Annotated in this window: 16 protein-coding genes; all 16 read right to left on the bottom strand. The window is 59.2% G+C overall.

All coding sequences use genetic code 11. The features are described 5' to 3' along the window. Window positions 1–90 precede the first annotated feature (90 nt). Window positions 91–1566, bottom strand: coding sequence for a sigma-54 dependent transcriptional regulator (locus tag LOY38_RS21600; RefSeq protein ID WP_258696962.1), 1476 nt, complete (start codon window positions 1564–1566; stop codon window positions 91–93). A 172-nt stretch (window positions 1567–1738) separates the two neighbouring features. Next, window positions 1739–2035: a flagellar protein FliT gene (locus LOY38_RS21605; RefSeq protein ID WP_258696963.1), complete on the bottom strand. Its 297-nt coding sequence runs from the start codon at window positions 2033–2035 to the stop codon at window positions 1739–1741. Between the two features lie 10 nt (window positions 2036–2045). Further along, window positions 2046–2441: a flagellar export chaperone FliS gene (fliS, locus tag LOY38_RS21610; protein WP_258696964.1), complete on the bottom strand. Its 396-nt coding sequence runs from the start codon at window positions 2439–2441 to the stop codon at window positions 2046–2048. Between the two features lie 129 nt (window positions 2442–2570). Then, entirely contained in the window at window positions 2571–3986 is a 1416-nt protein-coding gene (gene fliD, locus LOY38_RS21615) for a flagellar filament capping protein FliD (RefSeq protein WP_258696965.1), read from the bottom strand. An 82-nt stretch (window positions 3987–4068) separates the two neighbouring features. Next, window positions 4069–4425: a flagellar protein FlaG gene (locus tag LOY38_RS21620; protein ID WP_258696966.1), complete on the bottom strand. Its 357-nt coding sequence runs from the start codon at window positions 4423–4425 to the stop codon at window positions 4069–4071. Between the two features lie 74 nt (window positions 4426–4499). Beyond that, window positions 4500–5348, bottom strand: a complete 849-nt coding sequence (locus LOY38_RS21625) for a flagellin domain-containing protein (protein WP_258696967.1) — start codon at window positions 5346–5348, stop codon at window positions 4500–4502. A gap of 245 nt (window positions 5349–5593) precedes the next feature. Then, a complete protein-coding gene (locus LOY38_RS21630; RefSeq protein WP_258696968.1) occupies window positions 5594–5866 on the bottom strand; it encodes a hypothetical protein in 273 nt (90 codons plus the stop codon). Continuing rightward, the gene (locus LOY38_RS21635; RefSeq protein WP_258696969.1) at window positions 5863–7155 is read right to left on the bottom strand and encodes a motility associated factor glycosyltransferase family protein; all 1293 of its coding nucleotides are present in this window, start codon (window positions 7153–7155) and stop codon (window positions 5863–5865) included. The genes LOY38_RS21630 and LOY38_RS21635 overlap by 4 nt, the downstream gene beginning before the upstream one ends. 86 nt (window positions 7156–7241) lie before the next feature. Next, complete coding sequence (locus LOY38_RS21640) at window positions 7242–8168, bottom strand: ketoacyl-ACP synthase III (RefSeq protein ID WP_008072591.1); 927 nt, start codon at window positions 8166–8168, stop codon at window positions 7242–7244. A 230-nt stretch (window positions 8169–8398) separates the two neighbouring features. Further along, complete coding sequence (gene pseI, locus LOY38_RS21645; protein ID WP_258696970.1) at window positions 8399–9451, bottom strand: pseudaminic acid synthase; 1053 nt, start codon at window positions 9449–9451, stop codon at window positions 8399–8401. Continuing rightward, window positions 9448–10950: a UDP-2,4-diacetamido-2,4,6-trideoxy-beta-L-altropyranose hydrolase gene (gene pseG / locus LOY38_RS21650; protein WP_258696971.1), complete on the bottom strand. Its 1503-nt coding sequence runs from the start codon at window positions 10948–10950 to the stop codon at window positions 9448–9450. The genes pseI and pseG overlap by 4 nt, the downstream gene beginning before the upstream one ends. After that, window positions 10947–11654 (bottom strand): pseudaminic acid cytidylyltransferase, encoded by a 708-nt coding sequence (gene pseF / locus LOY38_RS21655; protein ID WP_258696972.1) that lies wholly within the window; start codon window positions 11652–11654, stop codon window positions 10947–10949. The genes pseG and pseF overlap by 4 nt, the downstream gene beginning before the upstream one ends. Next, complete coding sequence (locus LOY38_RS21660) at window positions 11651–12271, bottom strand: pseudaminic acid biosynthesis-associated methylase (protein WP_258696973.1); 621 nt, start codon at window positions 12269–12271, stop codon at window positions 11651–11653. The genes pseF and LOY38_RS21660 overlap by 4 nt, the downstream gene beginning before the upstream one ends. 32 nt (window positions 12272–12303) lie before the next feature. Next, window positions 12304–13461 (bottom strand): UDP-4-amino-4,6-dideoxy-N-acetyl-beta-L-altrosamine transaminase, encoded by a 1158-nt coding sequence (pseC, locus tag LOY38_RS21665; RefSeq protein ID WP_258696974.1) that lies wholly within the window; start codon window positions 13459–13461, stop codon window positions 12304–12306. Continuing rightward, window positions 13458–14459, bottom strand: a complete 1002-nt coding sequence (gene pseB, locus LOY38_RS21670) for a UDP-N-acetylglucosamine 4,6-dehydratase (inverting) (protein ID WP_258696975.1) — start codon at window positions 14457–14459, stop codon at window positions 13458–13460. The genes pseC and pseB overlap by 4 nt, the downstream gene beginning before the upstream one ends. Window positions 14460–14489: 30 nt before the next feature. Then, window positions 14490–17408, bottom strand: a complete 2919-nt coding sequence (locus LOY38_RS21675) for a TIGR00180 family glycosyltransferase (protein ID WP_258696976.1) — start codon at window positions 17406–17408, stop codon at window positions 14490–14492. Window positions 17409–17459: the final 51 nt, after the last annotated feature.

Below are 17459 nucleotides of genomic sequence, written 5' to 3' on the forward strand. Positions count from 1 at the left end.
ACCGTCAGTTAAACGGAACGTTGCGAGGGATGTAGCAATACCCGTGCCTAAAAAAAACCGCCTATAAATGAAGGGGTTGAAAAACAGGCGTCAATCATCCGCCTGTTCATCACCGTCACGACGGCTCATGCCGTACTTGCGCATCTTCTCCACCAGGGTCGTGCGACGAATGCGCAGCCGTTCGGCCGCCCGCGCCACAATGCCATTGGCATCATCCAGCGCCTGCTGAATCAACCCCTGCTCCAGACCGCCGAGGTAGTCCTTCAGATCCAGACCTTCCGGCGGCAGCAGGGCGTTGGCGGTGAAATCCGGGGTATGACCGTTGATGGCCACCCGCTCTTCGAGATCGCTGCGCAGGCTGTCGACCAACTGCTCGTCTTCGTCGTCGACGTAGCGGAATTTCTTCGGCAACTCGACCACGCCGATCACCCCGTACGGGTGCATGATCGCCATGCGCTCCACCAGGTTGGCCAGCTCACGAACGTTACCCGGCCAGCCGTGACGGCACAGCGACATGATCGCCGCCGAGTTGAAACGGATCGAACCGCGCTTCTCGTGCTCCATGCGCGAGATCAACTCGTTCATCAGCAACGGGATGTCTTCGACGCGCTCGCGCAACGGCGCCATCTCGATCGGGAACACGTTCAGGCGATAGTAGAGGTCTTCGCGGAAGGTGCCGATCTCGATCATGCTTTCGAGATTCTTGTGAGTCGCCGCGATGATCCGCACATCGACGCTTTGAGTCTTGTTGCTGCCCACACGCTCGAAGGTGCGCTCCTGCAAGACACGCAGCAGCTTGACCTGCATCGGCAGCGGCATGTCGCCGATCTCATCGAGGAACAGGGTACCGCCGTTGGCCAGCTCGAAACGCCCGGCACGACTGGTGATCGCCCCGGTGAAGGCGCCCTTCTCGTGACCGAACAATTCGCTTTCCAGCAACTCGGCCGGGATCGCCCCGCAATTGACCGGAACGAACGGCGCGTCACGACGCTTGGAGTGGTAGTGCAAGTTACGCGCGACCACTTCCTTGCCGGTCCCGGACTCGCCGAGAATCAGCACACTGGCGTCGGTGTCGGCGACTTGCTGCATCATCTGACGGACGTGTTGAATCGCCCGGCTGGTGCCGACAAGGCTGCGGAAAAGATTGGGTTCACGGTGACGACCGCGCTCACGGGCCTGGTCATACATCTCGCGATAGACCTGGGCACGATGCAGCGAGTCGAGCAATTTGCTGTAGCTGGGTGGCATTTCGAGGGTCGAAAGCACTCGGCGACGCTGGTCTTCCGGCAAGTCAATGGAAGAATTATCGCCCATTAACAAAACTGGAAGGAACTCATCCCAGGTTGAGAGTGTCTTTAACAAGCCCATGAGTGCACCAGGAGCATTGACCGTCCCGATGAGGACACAGATTACTTCACGACTTGATGACAAAGAGCCGACAGCCTGCTGCCAGTCATGGCTGCCACAGGGTAAATTTTCTTCACCGAGAAAATTTAAAATCACCGCCAAATCGCGGCGGCGGACGCTATCGTCATCAATCAGCAGAATTTTGGTTTCACGCCACATGCAATAGCAACTTCCCTAGTCAACTCAATGCCCAAAATGAGGGGCAAGCTAGACGCTTGCAGACACAGTGTGCCTGTAGACGCCTGAAATCTGGAACCAGCCACTAGTTAAGTCAAAAAAACGTGCACAGTCAAATTTATGGCGCACTATGTTTGGATTAACTGAGGGTTAATTAACCAAACAGATGGTAAACCTTTGCCGCGCTCTGTGCTTGGTGGATCTGCGACATCTCGTCGACTATTGCCTGCCGCTCACCCGTCGCCGCCGCCAGAAGCTGTTTATACACCCCCAGCAACTCCTCAAGGTTGTCGCGCAACGCGGCCTCGTCCACCGAAGCTTCACTCAAAACGTCTTCCATGCAGGAACGGCAAGCCAGGTCCAACTCACCAATGGCCTCCCAATTGCGCTCGGCCAATGCATCGACCAGGGCGTCCCGGGTTTGTTCGATTCGCTGCAAGACAAGACTCATGGTGATCTCCTTAAAACTGCGGACCCGGCGCGGCAATAGCATCCCAGCCTTCTTTCACCGTGCGCAGCAAACCAGCGACTTCATCGAGAATCCGAGCATCGCTCTTGATGTTGGCCTCGGCGAGACGCTTCATCATGTAGGCGTAAAGACGATCGAGTTCACCGACTGCCTCAGCCGCCTGTTCAAGATCCAGACCTTCACGCAAACCGCCGATAATTCCAATCGCCTTGCCGATGGCTTCGCCCTTGGCAGGAATATCCTTGCGATCAATGGCGCCCTTGGCCTGGGCGATGCGATCCAGCCCGCCTTCCATGAGCATTTGCACCAGACGATGCGGACTGGCCTCGGAGGTCTGAGCCTGGGCTCCAACCTTCTGATATTGCCGAAGGGCTAACATCGGATTCATGTTCTACCTCATCACAACTCAAGAGTTCGTATAGGCAATGTATCGTCTACGAACCGGAATACTTTAGAGCGAATGGCAAAAACCCGGCATGCATGAAAATGCAGCCGGGTTTTTGGCATCAGCTTATGGTTAGCTGCTGGATTGCTGTGCATTCAACGTATCGAAGAAGGACGTGATACTGGTCGCCGTCGCCTTCATTTGCCCGACCAATAGATCCATTGCGTTGTATTTGGCCGTCAGCATAGCGGTCAGGTTGGTGATCCGCAGGTCAAGCGCATCTTGCTGGTCGGCCAGATCGCTCTTTTGCTTGCTCAGGTTAGTGGAGCGCTGAGCGAGAATACCGTCGCCGGCCTTGGTATAAGGCTCGATCGCCGCACTCATGCGCGAGATCAGGCCATTGGTGCTGTCGGTGCCGTTGAACAGGGTCTGAATTTCACCGCCCAGCCCTTTGTCCATCGCCGCAGTGAATTTGGTGCTGTCCAGACTCAACGTACCGTCGCTCTGACTCGTCCGAATCCCGAGCTGCGCCAACACCGACAGCGAACTGCCGGCCCCTGGGGCAACCAGCTCGTTGCGCACGGCTGCAATCAGCGAGCGCGGCATGGAGTCGCCTGTCAGCGCGGCGGCCACGGTCAGATTGCCATCGCTGTCCTCGGTAGCCTTGGTCAAGGTATTGATGCTGGTGATCAGCCCGTTATAGGCATCTATAAACGACTGGAGCGAGGTTTTCAGGCCGGCGGTGTTGTTGGCTACTGTCACGGTTACGGGCGTAGTACTGGCCGCCACCAGTGTCATGTTCAGACCACCAACGGCCTGACTGATGGTATTGCTTGCGCTGGTGACTGTCAGACCGTCGATTTCGACGGTCGCATCTGCGGCCAGACTACCGATATAACCGGCGCTGGTCGTGGTGCCATCCATTTTGGTACTGCCGTCGATTTCCAGCCCGGCGATGCCACTGACAGAGATATCGGAGCCCGCACCGGTGGTGGTCGAGCCGATCACCAGGCGCGAGCCATTGGTATCGGTGACGATGTTGGCGGTAATGCCTTTGGTTTGCAGCGTGGTATTGATCGCATCGCGGGTCGACTGCAGCGTCGCACCGGATGGGATAGTCACATCGTAGTCAGTGCCATTTTGACTGATTTTCAGAGTACCACTCGGAATGGCACTGGTAGTTCCACCGGCAAAGGAGGCACTGGCAACTTTCGAACTGGTGGCCAGGTTCTTGACCGTAACGGAATAGCTACCGTTTACAGCGGTGTTGTCGGACGTTGCCGTCAAGACGCTGGTTGCCGAAGAGGTCGCAGCAAACCCCGAAAACGCCGGAGTCGTGGTGCTTTTGAGCGTGGTCATGGCAGTCTGGAAGGTTGTCAGAGCACTCTTGAGCGAGCCGACAGCGGAAATCTTCGCAGTATTGAGCGTCGCCTGAGTGTTGATCTGGGTCTGCTTGGCCGACTTGTCAGCATTCACCAACGCCGTAACGATCGAACTGACATCCAGGCCGGAACCAAGACCCGTACTCGTCGTAATTGGACTTGCCATGTAACTCTCCCTATCGGTCTGTCGCCGAACTTTTGACCATCAGTGTCGGCAAACGTATTGCAAACACTATTCGTGCCAGTTGTCAGGCTTTTGCGTCGAACAACACATTACTTGCAGTATTCAAGCTGTCCGCCAGCTTCAAGGCTTCTTCGGAAGGAATTTGCCGCACCAATTCTCCCGATTCGGTGGCAATCACTTTCACGACCACCTTGCCCGAGCTTTCGTCAATCGAGAATTCAAGATTGCGCTTGATCGACTGCACGAACTTTTCGATTTCCTGAACGGCCGTTTTCAACTTTTCCGGATCAGAATTCGAACCCTTGTTGGTTGCAACAGCCTTGACACTGTCGACCCGAGGCACCTCAGCCGGGTTGTCCGCAACAGGATTGACCTGTTTCGCGGCCGGGTAAGACAAGTTCAGCTTGACGCTCATATCCATGTCCATCACCTCTTGAAAGTAAAAAAGCGAGAGAGCACGACTAGCGCGCCCCCCCGCCAATACTCATTCCGGAATTACTGAAGCAGTTTCAGTACGGAAGAAGGCAGCTGGTTGGCTTGAGCCAGAACTGCGGTGGAAGCTTGTTGCAGAGTTTGCTGTTTGGTCAGGTTAGCCGTTTCAGCAGCGAAGTCGGTATCCTGGATACGGCCTTGTGCAGCAGTCACGTTTTCAGTGATGTTCTGCAGGTTGGAGATGGTGCTGGTCAGACGGTTTTGCGAAGCACCGAGGTTTGCACGAGTGGCGTTGATGGTCGCCAGAGCCGCGTCAATTGCGGTGATTGCGTTGTCGATGTTACCGCTGGCAGTGGCGCTGGTGCCGCTGATCACAACAGAACCGCTGGCTACGGACAGAGTGGCGGCGTCGAACGCGCTGCTCAGAACCAGGTCGATACGGTTGGACGAGCCAGTGTTGGAACCCACTTGCAGAGCCATGGTACCAGCGGTGCCGTCCAGCAGGTTCTTGCCGTTGACCTGGGTGGAGTTGGCGATACGGGTCAGTTCGTCCGACATCTGAGCAAATTCAGAGTTCAGAGCGGTACGGTCAACGCTGCTGTTGGTGTCGTTTCGCGACTGGACAGCCAGTTCACGCATACGTTGCAGGATGTTGGTGGACTCTTGCAGAGCGCCTTCAGCGGTCTGAGCCATCGAGATACCGTCGTTGGCGTTCTTCACGGCAACGTTCTGGCCACGAATCTGGCTGGTCATACGGGTAGAGATCTGCAGGCCGGCGGCGTCATCTTTGGCGCTGTTGATTTTCAGGCCAGAAGACAGGCGGCTCATCGAAGTGGACAGTGCATCGGCAGCCTTGTTCAGGTTCTTCTGAACAGCCAAAGATGTAACGTTGGTGTTTACGGTTAAAGCCATGACGAAATCCTCGTTGGTTGGGTACTGCGGCTTCCGGCCCTGGCAACCGCCGGGTGTGGCCTAGAGAACCTTCGTAATAGTTATCGTCGGGTTGGCAGGTTGCTTGAGGGCTTTTTTGAATTTTTTTGCCATCACACTGCCACCCCCTGAAAACAAAGGCCTCCAAGGCAACGAGGGGAGAAAAAATGACGTCAGTAAACCGCCGATGAAAACACAACGAGCAAAAATGAAGCCGTAGACAGGCGTCAATAAGACGCGCGGGCGGCCTCCAGTAAATCGACCAGCTCGTATTCCATCGAATCGGCCAACCCCAGCCAGTCCTGCGCTTCCTGGCAATCGAGCATGCCGGCCAGTAACCGGGCCCATTGCTGCTGGATGTCCGGCTCCGCCCCTTGAACGACCGCCTGCACATGCTCGAACACCTCGACCATGTTCAGCACCGCTTCGACATCACGTCCCAGCCGAAACAGCCCGGCGCATTGCCGGCACTCACGCGCACATTGCTCGATTCGGCTCATTGCACGAACTCCGGGTTGAACGCTGCGCCCATGATCATCGCCCCCTCGCGACTGCTGTTATAGAAACGCGCTTCAGGGTGCCCGGCGATGTAACGCTCCAACTCGCACAGATAGCTGCGGAAATTCAGTTGAGTCTTGACCCGCTTCCCATATCCATCGAGCACCCAATGCCTGGCCACGTTCAGCGTCGGCCCCAGATCCCCATCGCCCCATCCGGCGTGAGTCTTGTTCATCGGGAAGGCGAAGTCGGCACCGAACAGCGTGACTCGATCCGCCCCCATCTGTACCGCCAGATCCACTGCCGGATGGATCACACTGCCGCCGACATAGAGCTGAGCCCTTTGGATTTGCTGGCGGACGTTCCTGTAAACGGGGCTGGCGGAGTAACCGACGTAGCGCGGACCGCGCCAGGCGCCCAGAACCTGTGGGTCGATCATTGGCAAATAGACCAGCGGGATGTCGGCAGAATCCTCCGCCGACAAATGCCGCGTACTGATGCGGTGATCGATACTGACCACCAGATCCGGCCGGATGCCGTGCCTGAGCAAAGGCAGAAACGCCGTGTCGACACAGATGAACAGCGGCCGCTGCGCCTGAGCGCCAATGGCCCGCAATTTTTCGAAGTGCTGCTCCAGGCTCGGGCCGGTGCCGATGACATAGGCTTCACGCCCCGGACAAGTGGCAAACAGCTCAGCCACATCACGGTCGGCACGCAACAACTCGAGACTGGCCTGCAAGCGCTCGATGACCTTGGGGTTGTGCGGGTCGAACTCACGGTTGTTGAAACTCAGGTGCACTTCACTGATCAGACGATCGCGAATCCGGGCGTTGAATTCATCTGCCAGCACCAGCTCGGCAGGCAACGCAAAGAACGGCAGGCAGATTTCTGCCGCGTCCCCTGCGTAAACCAGTTCGACACGCGGATCCTCGAGCCATTGCTGCTGGTCGAGCAACCGCAGTACCAGCGCGAACACCGCGCCGTTGAGAATGTGGACATGCAGGCGCTCAAGCTCTGGACGCAGCAGCAGCTGCTGCTGCAAATCCCCAAGGCCGGTGCCGTACACATGCAGTTGCGGGCAGCCGGAAGGCAGACTGTTCGCCTGAAAACGGGCTTCAGCCACACGATCATGTCGACTGGTCAGCTGAACACCGCCAATGCGCAGGGTCGAGCCCAGACCCTCGACCAGATCCGCCTGCAGCGAGGCACTGTCTTCAGCCATCAACCGCTCAAGCAGTGCCGGCCAGCGGGCCCCTACCACCCGGGCATTACCCTCAAAACTGTCGCTCATGCTGCCTCGTTCTTGATTCATGCATAAAAAAATAGCGCTCAAGGTTACACCTTGAGCGCTATTTTTTAACTGCCGGGACGTTCAGGTCACGGGCGATAGATGATCGCCGAACCCCAAGACAAACCAACACCGAAACCGCTGAGTGCCACACGCTTCCACTTGGAGTCGAGCACGTGTTTTTCCAGCAGCAACGGGATGCTCGACGATACGGTATTACCGGTCTCGACCATGTCCTTGATGAACTTCTCAGGCTCGCCCTCGAAACGCCGTGCCACGGCATCGACAATCGCCGCACTGCCCTGGTGAATGCAGAAGGCATCGATATCGTCGGCCGTCAGGCCCGAGTCAGCGAGCAGCTCATGCAAATGCGCCGGCACTTTGAGCAGCGCAAAGTTGAACACTTGACGGCCGTTCATGAAGAAAACCCCGTCGGAAACCTTCAGGTGCGGCGCGCCGGAACCGTCGGTGCCGAACTTGGCCTTGCCCAACTGCCATGGCGCGTCTTCGCCCATCCAGGTGGCGGTGGCGGCGTCGCCGAAGAGCATGGTGGTGTTGCGGTCTTCCGGGTCGACGATCTTCGAGTACGGATCGGCGGTCACCAGCAGGCCATTCTTCAGGCCCGCGGCTTCCATGAAACCTTTGATGGCGTAGATGCCATAGACGTAACCGGAGCAGCCCAGGGAAATATCGAACGCGGCCACGGTCGTCGGCAGACCCAGTTTGTCCTGAACGATGGCGGCGGTGTGCGGCAGACCTTCTTCGTCGCCGTTCTGGGTGACGACGATCAGCACGTCGATGGCTTCACGCTTCAAATCAGGGTTGTTGGCGAACAGCGCGTTGACTGCTTCGACACACAGGTCCGAAGTTTCTTGCCCGGCGTCTTTGCGCGGCAGGAAGGCCGAACCGATCTTGCCCAGGATGAACTCTTCATCCTTTTCGAATTTTGCACCTTGTGCGTAATTGTCCACGCCGGCTACAGGAACGTAGCTCGCAATGCTCTTTATGCCAATCATTACGGCTTCCCAATAATAAACAGCCCAATACCACCGCTCGCAAGGATTCGAGGGGCGCCGACAAACAACGAATAACGTCGCCCTCAAGGGGGTGACAGAGGGAAGAGTAAAGGGCCATCACTGGGCTAAAAAACAGACCAGGCGCCATCTCCCCTTTTTATACAATACAGTGAAGATGCGCGTTATGACTCGCAGGTCACGCTATTTCGCCGAATCAGCCCCACAAGCGGTTATTCGACCAACGACCATTCCAGCGGCGTTCCGCGCTTGATGGCCTGGCGGGCGCGGCGGCCCAGAAGGGTTTCAGCGTGTTTGGGGGCCAGCCCCAGGCCAGGGCGGATGGCCCGTAGATTGGCGACGGTGAAGGGTTCACCGGCAACCATGTCCTGGGTGACATACAGCGACCGACGGTACACCAGGGACTTGCGCTCGGCTTCAGTCACGCCGTAATGCACCTGGCCCATGGCCTGCCAGGCGCGTTCGGTTTCGATCACCAGGCTGGCGAGTTCGGCCGGTTCCAGGGAGAAACTGGCATCCACCCCACCGGCGGCGCGGTCGAGGGTGAAATGTTTTTCCACCACTGTCGCCCCTAGCGCCACCGCGGCGACGGACACCCCAACGCCCATCGAATGATCGGACAAACCGACTTCACAGCCAAACAGTTCACGCAGATGAGGGATCGTGCGCACATTGCTGTTGGCCGGCGTTGCCGGGTAAGTGCTGGTGCACTTGAGCAACACCAGGTCCTTGCAACCGGCCTCACGGGCGGCGCGCACGGTTTCATCGAGTTCGGCGATGCTGGCCATGCCAGTGGAAATGATCAGCGGTTTGCCGGTGGCGGCGACCCGGCGGATCAGCGGCAGATCGGTGTTCTCGAAGCTGGCGATCTTGTAGGCCGGCACGTCGAGGCTTTCGAGGAAGTCCACCGCCGTATCATCGAACGGTGTGGAGAACGCCAGCATGCCCAGTTCCTTGGCCCGGGCAAAAATCGGCGCGTGCCATTCCCACGGCGTGTGGGCCTTCTCGTACAGCGCGTACAGCGAAGACCCGGCCCACAGGCTGTTGGGGTCCTTGATGAAGAACTCGCCTTCGGCCAGGTCCAGGGTCATGGTCTCGGCGGTGTAGGTTTGCAGCTTCAAGGCGTGGGCGCCGGCCTTGGCCGCCGCTTCGACGATTTGCAGCGCCACCTCCAGCGACTGGTTATGGTTGCCGCTCATCTCGGCAATGATGAACGGCGGCGCATCGGCACCGATCGAGCGATTGCCGATCTTGAAGCTAGTCATTGTTTTGGATCCTTCAATACGCGCGTGAACGCGCAAGTATTCTGAGTAAAACCTGCCTCGCGGAAAACCTTCAGCGATGGCTGATTGGCCGGCAACACCTGAGCGGTGATGGCCTCAAGTTGTGGCCAATGAGCAGTAACGAACGCTTCACCCCGCGCCAGCAGCGCCCTGCCCCAGCCCAGGCCGAATCGGCCTTCGAACAGATAAATCGAGACTTCGGCCCGAGTACCGTCAAGGTCATAGCGCAGCACGCCGACCGGGCCGTCATCCGCCTCGGCGATCAACAGCAACCGCCGCGGATTGCTCAGGCTCGCAGCCAGCCAGGCCTGATGCCGCTGCCAATCGATGACGTGGGTGTCCAGCGACCAGCGCCGTACCGCCTCGGCATTACGCCCCTCGAACAACCCTTGCGCGTCGTCCTGAGTGGCCCGGCGAACCTGCAGCACCGCACCCGCCAGCGCTGCCGCCACCCGTTGCGCCCCACGGCCATCGACCAGCTGCCGCGAACGTTCGGCCAGACTCTGACGAACCCCCTGATTGCCCACGACAAAACCGATGGCCTGGCGCAGCTGCTCGACGCTGACCTGCTCGCGGTTGCCCAGGAACACATGAGCCCCCGAGGTCGCCATCACCTCGCCGTTGGCCTGCTGATTATTCGAGACCGCAATGCAAATCGTCGGCAGCCCCATGGCCGCTCGCTCCCAACTGGTGCCGCCACCGGCACCGACGAACAAATCGGCCTCGGTCATCAACCGGTAGAAGTCACTGACAAAACTGTGCAGGCGCCAGTTCGGGCGATAGTCCGCCAACGTCTGCATCTGCTCCCAGGCCGGGTTGTCGGCACCCGCCACGAAATCGACCTCCAGCTCATGGAAATCCGCCAGCGCCAACATCGCGTGGTGGGTCTGCATGGCCGCATCGAAGCCGCCGAAGTTCACCAGCACTCGCCTGGCCCGAGGTTTGATCTCGATCGCCGGGCAGCAAAACTCATCGCGCAGCAGGGCAAACCGTGGGCCGAGCAATGTCTGGCAGTCGGGCGTCAGCAGTGAGCCATAGGACTCTGGCGTGCCCGACAGATTCTGGTTGAGCAGCAGGTCGACGCGGTACTGCCGAGTGGCCAGGTCGTCCACCGCCGCGATTCGTGGTGCCCAGCGGCGGGCGGCGGTCTGCCAGTGATGATCGAGGCCATAGTGGTCGACGATGATCCAGTCGAAAGCCGTATGGCCTTCCAATGCTTGCGCCAGCGCGGCAATGTCCGCCTGCCACGGCAACATCGACTCGATGGCCTGCTGCGGGTCTTCATCGCGATAACGGTCCGGCAGCGCGAAGGTCTCGAAACCCTCGCTTGCCAGGTTGTCCAGTCGATGCCCCGGCAACAGCCGACACGCAAAGGCTACATGCGCGCCCTGCTTGCGCAACACCCTGGCCAAGGTCAGGCAGCGGGCGATATGGCCGCTGCCAATGGTCGGCGACGCGTCGGCGCGGATCAGCACCCTCATTGCAACTCACCACCGGCCTTCAATGCGGCGTAAAGGTATTCGGCGCGTTTCCAGTCCTCCAGGGTGTCGATGTCCTGCACCAGATGTCGCGGCAGAATCACCGGCAGGCTCGCCGGCGAGAACAACACATCGCCACGCAACCAGGCCTCGCTGCGCCCCCAGTAGAACTGACCGGCATCCTGATAGGCCGCTGGCAAATCCTGCGAGCGGGTGTCGCGAAACTCCGGGTACAACGCGGTTAATGCGCCTCGATCGTCAACGGTCAGGGCACGCTGTACCGCAAAGCCGAAATCGCACACCGAGAACGCGAAGGATTTTTCCGGATGCTGCTCCAGCAGATTCAACCCTTGATGCAGGAACCGCGTCTGCAGTAGCGGCGCCGTGGCGTAGATGCAACAGGCATAGTCAAAATCCTGACCCTGTCGATGTAATTCATCCAGAGCGTGCGCAATCACCGCGGCAGTGCCAGTGAAGTCATCGGCCAGGACCGCAGGCCGCATGAACGGCACCTGCGCACCACTGGCACGGGCCAGCTCGGCAATTTCTTCGTCGTCGGTGCTGACCACTACGTGAGCAAACAGCCCTGAGCTGATCGCCGTCTGAATCGAGCGGGCAATCATCGGCACACCGTCGAACGGCTTGAGGTTCTTGCGTGGTATGCGTTTGCTGCCACCCCGAGCCGGGATGATTGCGACGCTGTTCACCGGCGTTTTTCCAGAAGGAACCAGGTGATGTCATCCACCGGGAATTGCGGGTCGCGATGGTAACCAAAACCGTAATCGACCAATTGCAGGTCCTCATAACGATCAAGCATTTCGCCGGCAAAATCGCGCTTGAACAGCTTGCCGCTGTTACCACGATACGACACCTCGACCGGCGCCGGATTGTAGTACTCGGCGATCAGCACGTAACGATTGCTCAACTCATACAGCTGCGCATAAGCGGCGGCCAGCAACTCTGGCGCCAGATGAATCAGCACGCCTTTGCTCAGTGTCAGGTCAAAGGTGCGCTCGCGAGGAAAATCGAATAGCGACCCCTGCCAGATCTGCGCGATTCCCAGTGCCCGGGCCTGGGCGCAAGCACTGCTATTGATTTCCACCCCAAACAAATCGCACTGAGGCAACAGCTGACGTAACGCCTGCAGGTTGTTACCGGCATTGGTACCCAGCTCGACCAGGCTCTCAATCCGCCCTGCCCGGGTCAGTGCCTTGGCAAACAATGCCAGGTTGGCAGCCACCAGGGGCTGCCCGACATTGCGCTCGACATACTGATTACCAAAGTCGCCCTGCCAGAATTTTTCCTGTTCACTCAGTTCACGCATCACACTTTCCCATCAGCGGCCCATGGCAGCATTTATTCGGTCAGCCGTCGCAGTTGCTCGACCACATAGTCCTGTTGTTCATCGCTCAGCAGAGGAAACAGCGGCAGGCTGATGGCCTCGGCGTAATAACGTTCGGCCTGGGGGAAATCCCCCTCGGCAAAACCCTGGTCGCGATAGTACGGCTGCAAGTGCAGCGGAATATAGTGCAGGTTCACACCCACTCCGGCCGCTCGCAAGCCTTCGAACACCTGTCGATGGCTGAGGGTGATCCGCTCCGTCTGCAAGCGCACCACGTACAGATGCCACGCCGACTCGGCTTCAGGCTGCGCACTGGGCAAGGTCAGCGGCAAGTACGCCAGCAACCGGTCATAACGCGCCGCCAGTTCGCGACGACGCTCGATGAAACCATCGAGCTTGTTCAACTGCGACAGGCCGAGGGCCGCTTGCAGGTCGGTGATCCGGTAATTGAAGCCCAGTTCCACTTGCTGGTAGTACCAGGGGCCGTGGCTGGGCTCGGTCATCTGCTCGGGGTCACGGGTCATGCCGTGGCTGCGCAGGCGCTGCAAGCGCTCGGCCAGTTCCGGGCGATTGGTCAGCACCATGCCGCCTTCGGCGCTAGTGATGATCTTCACCGGGTGGAAACTGAACACGGTCATTGCCGCGAATTCGCCGCAACCCACCGGGCGCCCGGCATAGGACGCACCGACCGCGTGGGAGGCATCCTCGATCACCGTGAAACCGTAACGCTCGGCCAGTTCGGCGATCATGCGCATATCGCAGCTCTGCCCGGAGAACGCCACCGCCACCAACACTTTCGGCAGCGTGCCGTCGCGTTCGGCGATTTCAAGCTTCGACGCCAAGGTGTAGGCGTCGAGGTTCCAGGTCAGCGGATCGATGTCGACAAAATCGACGTCGGCGCCGCAGTAGCGACCGCAGTTGGCCGAGGCCAGAAAGGTGTTCGGCGTGGTCCATAACCGATCGCCCGGCCCCAGGCCCGCGGCGAGACAGGCAATGTGCAACGCCGCCGTGGCATTGCACACCGCTACCGCGAAATCGGCCTGGCAACGCTCGGCCATGGCCTGTTCGAAACGCTCGATGGTCGGCCCTTGAGTCAGCCAGTCGGACTGCAACACGGCGACCACCGCATCGATGTCCGCCTGATCGAGGCTTTGCCGACCGTAGGGAATCATGCCGACAGCTCCGCGTGCAGGTCGGCGATCTGGCCCACCGAAAGGAAGTGCGGGTTGGTGTCGGAGCGGTACTCAAAGTCTTCGCTCACCGGCTGGCCCTGCTCGCCCAGTTTGTCGACGGCAAAATCCACGTCGACGCTGGTGAAACGGATCGACGGCTGAATGGTGTAGTGATCATCGAACTCCAGGGTCATGCGCGCGTCGTCCAGCGGCACCATCAGTTCATGGAGTTTTTCCCCCGGACGAATGCCGACGTGTTTGTGCGGCAAATGTTCAGCCATGCCCAGCGCCAGATCGACGACGCGAATCGACGGGATCTTCGGCACAAACACTTCACCGCCGTGCATGCGGGCGAAGCTGTCGAGCACAAACTTCACACCGTGATCCAGGGTGATCCAGAAACGCGTCATGCGCTCATCGGTGATCGGCAGCTCTTTGGCGCCCTCGGTAATCAGTTTGCTGAAGAACGGCACCACCGAACCCCGCGAGCCGGCCACGTTGCCGTAGCGCACCACGGCAAAGCGGGTTTGCTGTTCGCCGGCAATATTGTTGGCGGCCACGAACAGTTTGTCCGACAGCAGCTTGGTCGCGCCATACAGGTTGATCGGGCTGGCGGCCTTGTCGGTGGACAGCGCGACGACTTTTTTCACGCCATTGTCGATGGCTGCGGCAATGATGTTTTCCGCGCCGTTGACGTTGGTGCGGATGCATTCAGTGGGGTTGTATTCCGCCGCCGGCACTTGCTTCAGCGCCGCAGCGTGCACCACGTAATCAATACCGCGCATGGCCTGGCGCAAACGGTCGGCGTCACGCACATCACCAATGAAGTACCGCATGCACGGTGCGTTGAACGTTTGTTGCATCTCGTACTGCTTGAGCTCATCGCGGGAAAACACCACCACCCGCTTGGGCTGGTATTGCTCCAGCAACCGGCGGATGAAATTACGTCCGAACGAGCCGGTGCCGCCAGAGATGAAAATCGATTTACCGTTGAACATGCCTTGAGTCCTTCTACCTGTCAGCCAGGCTTATGCGAGCAGCTGCGCCCAGTTCACCGGGGTACTTTCACCCAGGGCAAAACCCTTGCCGGTCAGCGCCAGATTGGCGTTGTAGGCCTGGTCCTGCGCGAAGGCAGCGGTCCATTTTTCACGCAGGGCGTCGAGCACCTCTGGAGCCTGCGCCACCACGCCCGGGTGAATGACCTGAACCATCGGCGTCCACACGGTGAGGTAACCCGCCTGACCAGCCTTGAGGCACAGATCGACGTCACTCAAGCCGTCTGCAAATGTCTCGTCATCCAGGCCACCCAGGGCGTCGAACAGCTCTTTGCGCACCATCAGGCACACCTGCGACACTGCCGAGTAGTTCTGCTCCAGCACCAATCGCTGCAGATAGCTGTTGCTGGCGTCATACCGATCACCGATAAAGGCCGACCCCACGCCGCCATTCATCCCCAGAATCAAACCGGCTTGCGTGACCTTGCCTTCGCGATCGACGAGCTTGGCACCGACAATGCCCACTTCAGGACGCTGGGCATGGTTGAGCAGTGACTCGATCCAGTTCGGATTGACCACTTCACCGCCCGCAGCCAGCAGCACCAGGTATTCACCCCGCGCTTGCTGACTGGCGGCGTTGTACAACGCCACATTGCTCAGCGTTCGGTCGGCATACAGCACACGTACTTTGGCGTTCTGCAGCGTGCCCAGCCAATCATTGAGCTCGGCCGACTGAGTCGGATTTGCCGCGATCAGCACTTCGTAGTGGGTGTAGCGGGTACGCAGCAACACGCCTTGCAAGCACTGTCGCAGCAGGGCCAAGTCGTCCCCGGCCGGGATGATGATCGAGACCAGCGGACGCTCAGTGTGACGGTAGTCGATCTGATAGGTGCCAGGGGTCGCTGAGGTGATTTTGGCCTTGTAGCCACGGTTGCCCAGATGACGCAGCAACGCCAGGCGTTCATGGGCATTCTCTTCCCGCACCGGTGCCTGAGTGATCAGCAATGGCTCGTCGAGGTGGGCCAGACCGCTCAGGCCACCCGCCTCGATGATGCGCAGCAGCAGGTCGAACTCCAGGGCCTTGCTGAAGTCAGGCTGGTAACCACCGGCCTCAATCAACACATCGCGACGGATCAACCAGTGCCGCGCCATCAAGGCCGGCAGGCTTTGCAGCAGGTCAGGATTGAAGCCCGGACGGAACACATCCACCAGTGCGCCATTGTCGGTACGCTGGATTTCGTCGGTGGCCACGGCGCGACAGTCGTCGGCAGACAACAGCTCCAGACTGGCACGTAACAGACCGCCCGCGGTGAACTCATCACCCGCCTCGGCCAGCAACAGCCAGTCACATGGCGACTGACGGGCGCTCTGGTTCAGCTTGTCGACAAAGCTGCCTGGCGTGACTCGGACAAAGTGCAGCGTGTTCTGTGCCGTGGTCGCCGCCGGCGCTTCGCCGGTAGTGAAGACTACGACCTTGAACGCCTTGCTGTGGCCTTCAAGCAGGCTATCGAGAGTGACCTGCAATTTCTCGACGTTGTTATCCAGGTCCAGCAAAAGGATGCCGAACTGTGGGCCACCATCATTGGCTGCCAAGTGCCGGGCAATCGACTCAGCCTGTTCGGTGTCAGGTTGACGGGACTCCAGCCACTTGAGCAGGCGCCCCGAGCGCATGGTGTCGAACGTTGGGTGATGATCCACGACCGACAACGCATCAAGGCGCCCGCTCCAGTCCCGCATCGACTGCGCCTCTTCGTCTTCGCCCAACACCTCCAGTTGCGCCGCCAGCCGCTTGACCACCGTTCGGTTGAATCCATTGGCGTCGTAGGCCTGCCACAAACGGTCGACCACACTTTCCGGCGTGTCGTTGTTGCGCGGGCTCAGCAAGTGTTCCTGACGAGTCCACACGCCTTCAAGCTGTTCTAACTGAAGACGCCCGGCCGGCATCGCGTGAAGCATGAATTCGAACTGAGTCAACTGATCGAAAAATGCCTGATTGTAGAACGGCATTTCGACGTACTGCTGTGGCCCGAAACGACGATCAGGTGCCTTGAGGGCGTTGTTCCAGATGGACTGGAAAATCAGCTCCGCGGTTAGGGCGCGTCCGGTTTGCAGGCTGTCGATCATGGCGTCGAAACTTTCCATGACGAAGGCTTTGCCCTGCACCGGGTCGAGGCCCTTGATCCCGGTTGGCAACGAGGCCAGGAACTCGGCAAAGGCGTCACGCTCGGCCACCGATTTGGCATCGGTGTAGGTCAACGAGTGATACACCTCGGTGTTGTGCTCGGAGTTGCCGTAGTTGATCTCACGCACCACATAAGCAGTCGGCAGGATCCGCGCCTTGGCGCACGCCAGCATGTAGTACACATGACCGATTTCCTGCCACTGGAAACTGGTGCCCGGTGGCAACAACGAATACCAGGATTTCATCAGCGAGGTACGGGTCACGGCGTAAAACGGCGGCAGGTACTGGCCCATGTACTCGACCACGCGATCCTGAGGACGCTCGGAGGAATAGTCCTCGCACACCTTCTTGTCGCGGCGGTAGTAGCTCACGCTGCCAGCGAGGGTCAGGTACATCAGGCAATAGCCATGGCACATCCCGTAGTCGCGGTTTGCTTCCAGGAAGTCCACCGACTCGGCCACCGCCTCATGCACGATGAAGTCATCGTCGGCTGCCAGCACCATGTACGGGGTGGTCACTTGCTCCACGCCATAGGCGATTTTGGCCTGGAAGCCACTGTAGGCAAACTGCGGCACGTGTCGGTATTCGACGTCAGGGATCTCGCCCTTGAAATGCTCGGTGGCGGAATCGAGCACCAGCACTTTGCAAGGCAAGTCGCCGTAATACTTCATCGCCCTGCGCAAAAAAGCCGGACGGTTGTGGGAAATCAACACCACCGTCAGCAACTCATTGAGTGGCAACGTGTGCTCAGAAACGGACTTGCCTTGCATAACCTCTCCCACAACCGGCGAATCGCCTGGTTAACGCTTTAATGATGTGCC

Origin of the sequence: Pseudomonas sp. B21-015 (assembly GCF_024749285.1) — a bacterium.
Classification (GTDB): Bacteria; Pseudomonadota; Gammaproteobacteria; order Pseudomonadales; family Pseudomonadaceae; genus Aquipseudomonas.

Excerpts from the sequence above, each read along its gene's own strand:
- LOY38_RS21600 (WP_258696962.1), bottom strand. The coding sequence starts at position 1,566 with ATGTGGCGTGAAACCAAAATTCTGCTGATTGATGACGATAGCGTCCGC.
- LOY38_RS21605 (WP_258696963.1), bottom strand. The coding sequence starts at position 2,035 with ATGAGTCTTGTCTTGCAGCGAATCGAACAAACCCGGGACGCCCTGGTC.
- fliS (WP_258696964.1), bottom strand. The coding sequence starts at position 2,441 with ATGAATCCGATGTTAGCCCTTCGGCAATATCAGAAGGTTGGAGCCCAG.
- fliD (WP_258696965.1), bottom strand. The coding sequence starts at position 3,986 with ATGGCAAGTCCAATTACGACGAGTACGGGTCTTGGTTCCGGCCTGGAT.
- LOY38_RS21620 (WP_258696966.1), bottom strand. The coding sequence starts at position 4,425 with ATGGATATGAGCGTCAAGCTGAACTTGTCTTACCCGGCCGCGAAACAG.
- LOY38_RS21625 (WP_258696967.1), bottom strand. The coding sequence starts at position 5,348 with ATGGCTTTAACCGTAAACACCAACGTTACATCTTTGGCTGTTCAGAAG.
- LOY38_RS21630 (WP_258696968.1), bottom strand. The coding sequence starts at position 5,866 with ATGAGCCGAATCGAGCAATGTGCGCGTGAGTGCCGGCAATGCGCCGGG.
- LOY38_RS21635 (WP_258696969.1), bottom strand. The coding sequence starts at position 7,155 with ATGAGCGACAGTTTTGAGGGTAATGCCCGGGTGGTAGGGGCCCGCTGG.
- LOY38_RS21640 (WP_008072591.1), bottom strand. The coding sequence starts at position 8,168 with ATGATTGGCATAAAGAGCATTGCGAGCTACGTTCCTGTAGCCGGCGTG.
- pseI (WP_258696970.1), bottom strand. The coding sequence starts at position 9,451 with ATGACTAGCTTCAAGATCGGCAATCGCTCGATCGGTGCCGATGCGCCG.
- pseG (WP_258696971.1), bottom strand. The coding sequence starts at position 10,950 with ATGAGGGTGCTGATCCGCGCCGACGCGTCGCCGACCATTGGCAGCGGC.
- LOY38_RS21660 (WP_258696973.1), bottom strand. The coding sequence starts at position 12,271 with ATGCGTGAACTGAGTGAACAGGAAAAATTCTGGCAGGGCGACTTTGGT.
- pseC (WP_258696974.1), bottom strand. The coding sequence starts at position 13,461 with ATGATTCCCTACGGTCGGCAAAGCCTCGATCAGGCGGACATCGATGCG.
- pseB (WP_258696975.1), bottom strand. The coding sequence starts at position 14,459 with ATGTTCAACGGTAAATCGATTTTCATCTCTGGCGGCACCGGCTCGTTC.
- LOY38_RS21675 (WP_258696976.1), bottom strand. The coding sequence starts at position 17,408 with ATGCAAGGCAAGTCCGTTTCTGAGCACACGTTGCCACTCAATGAGTTG.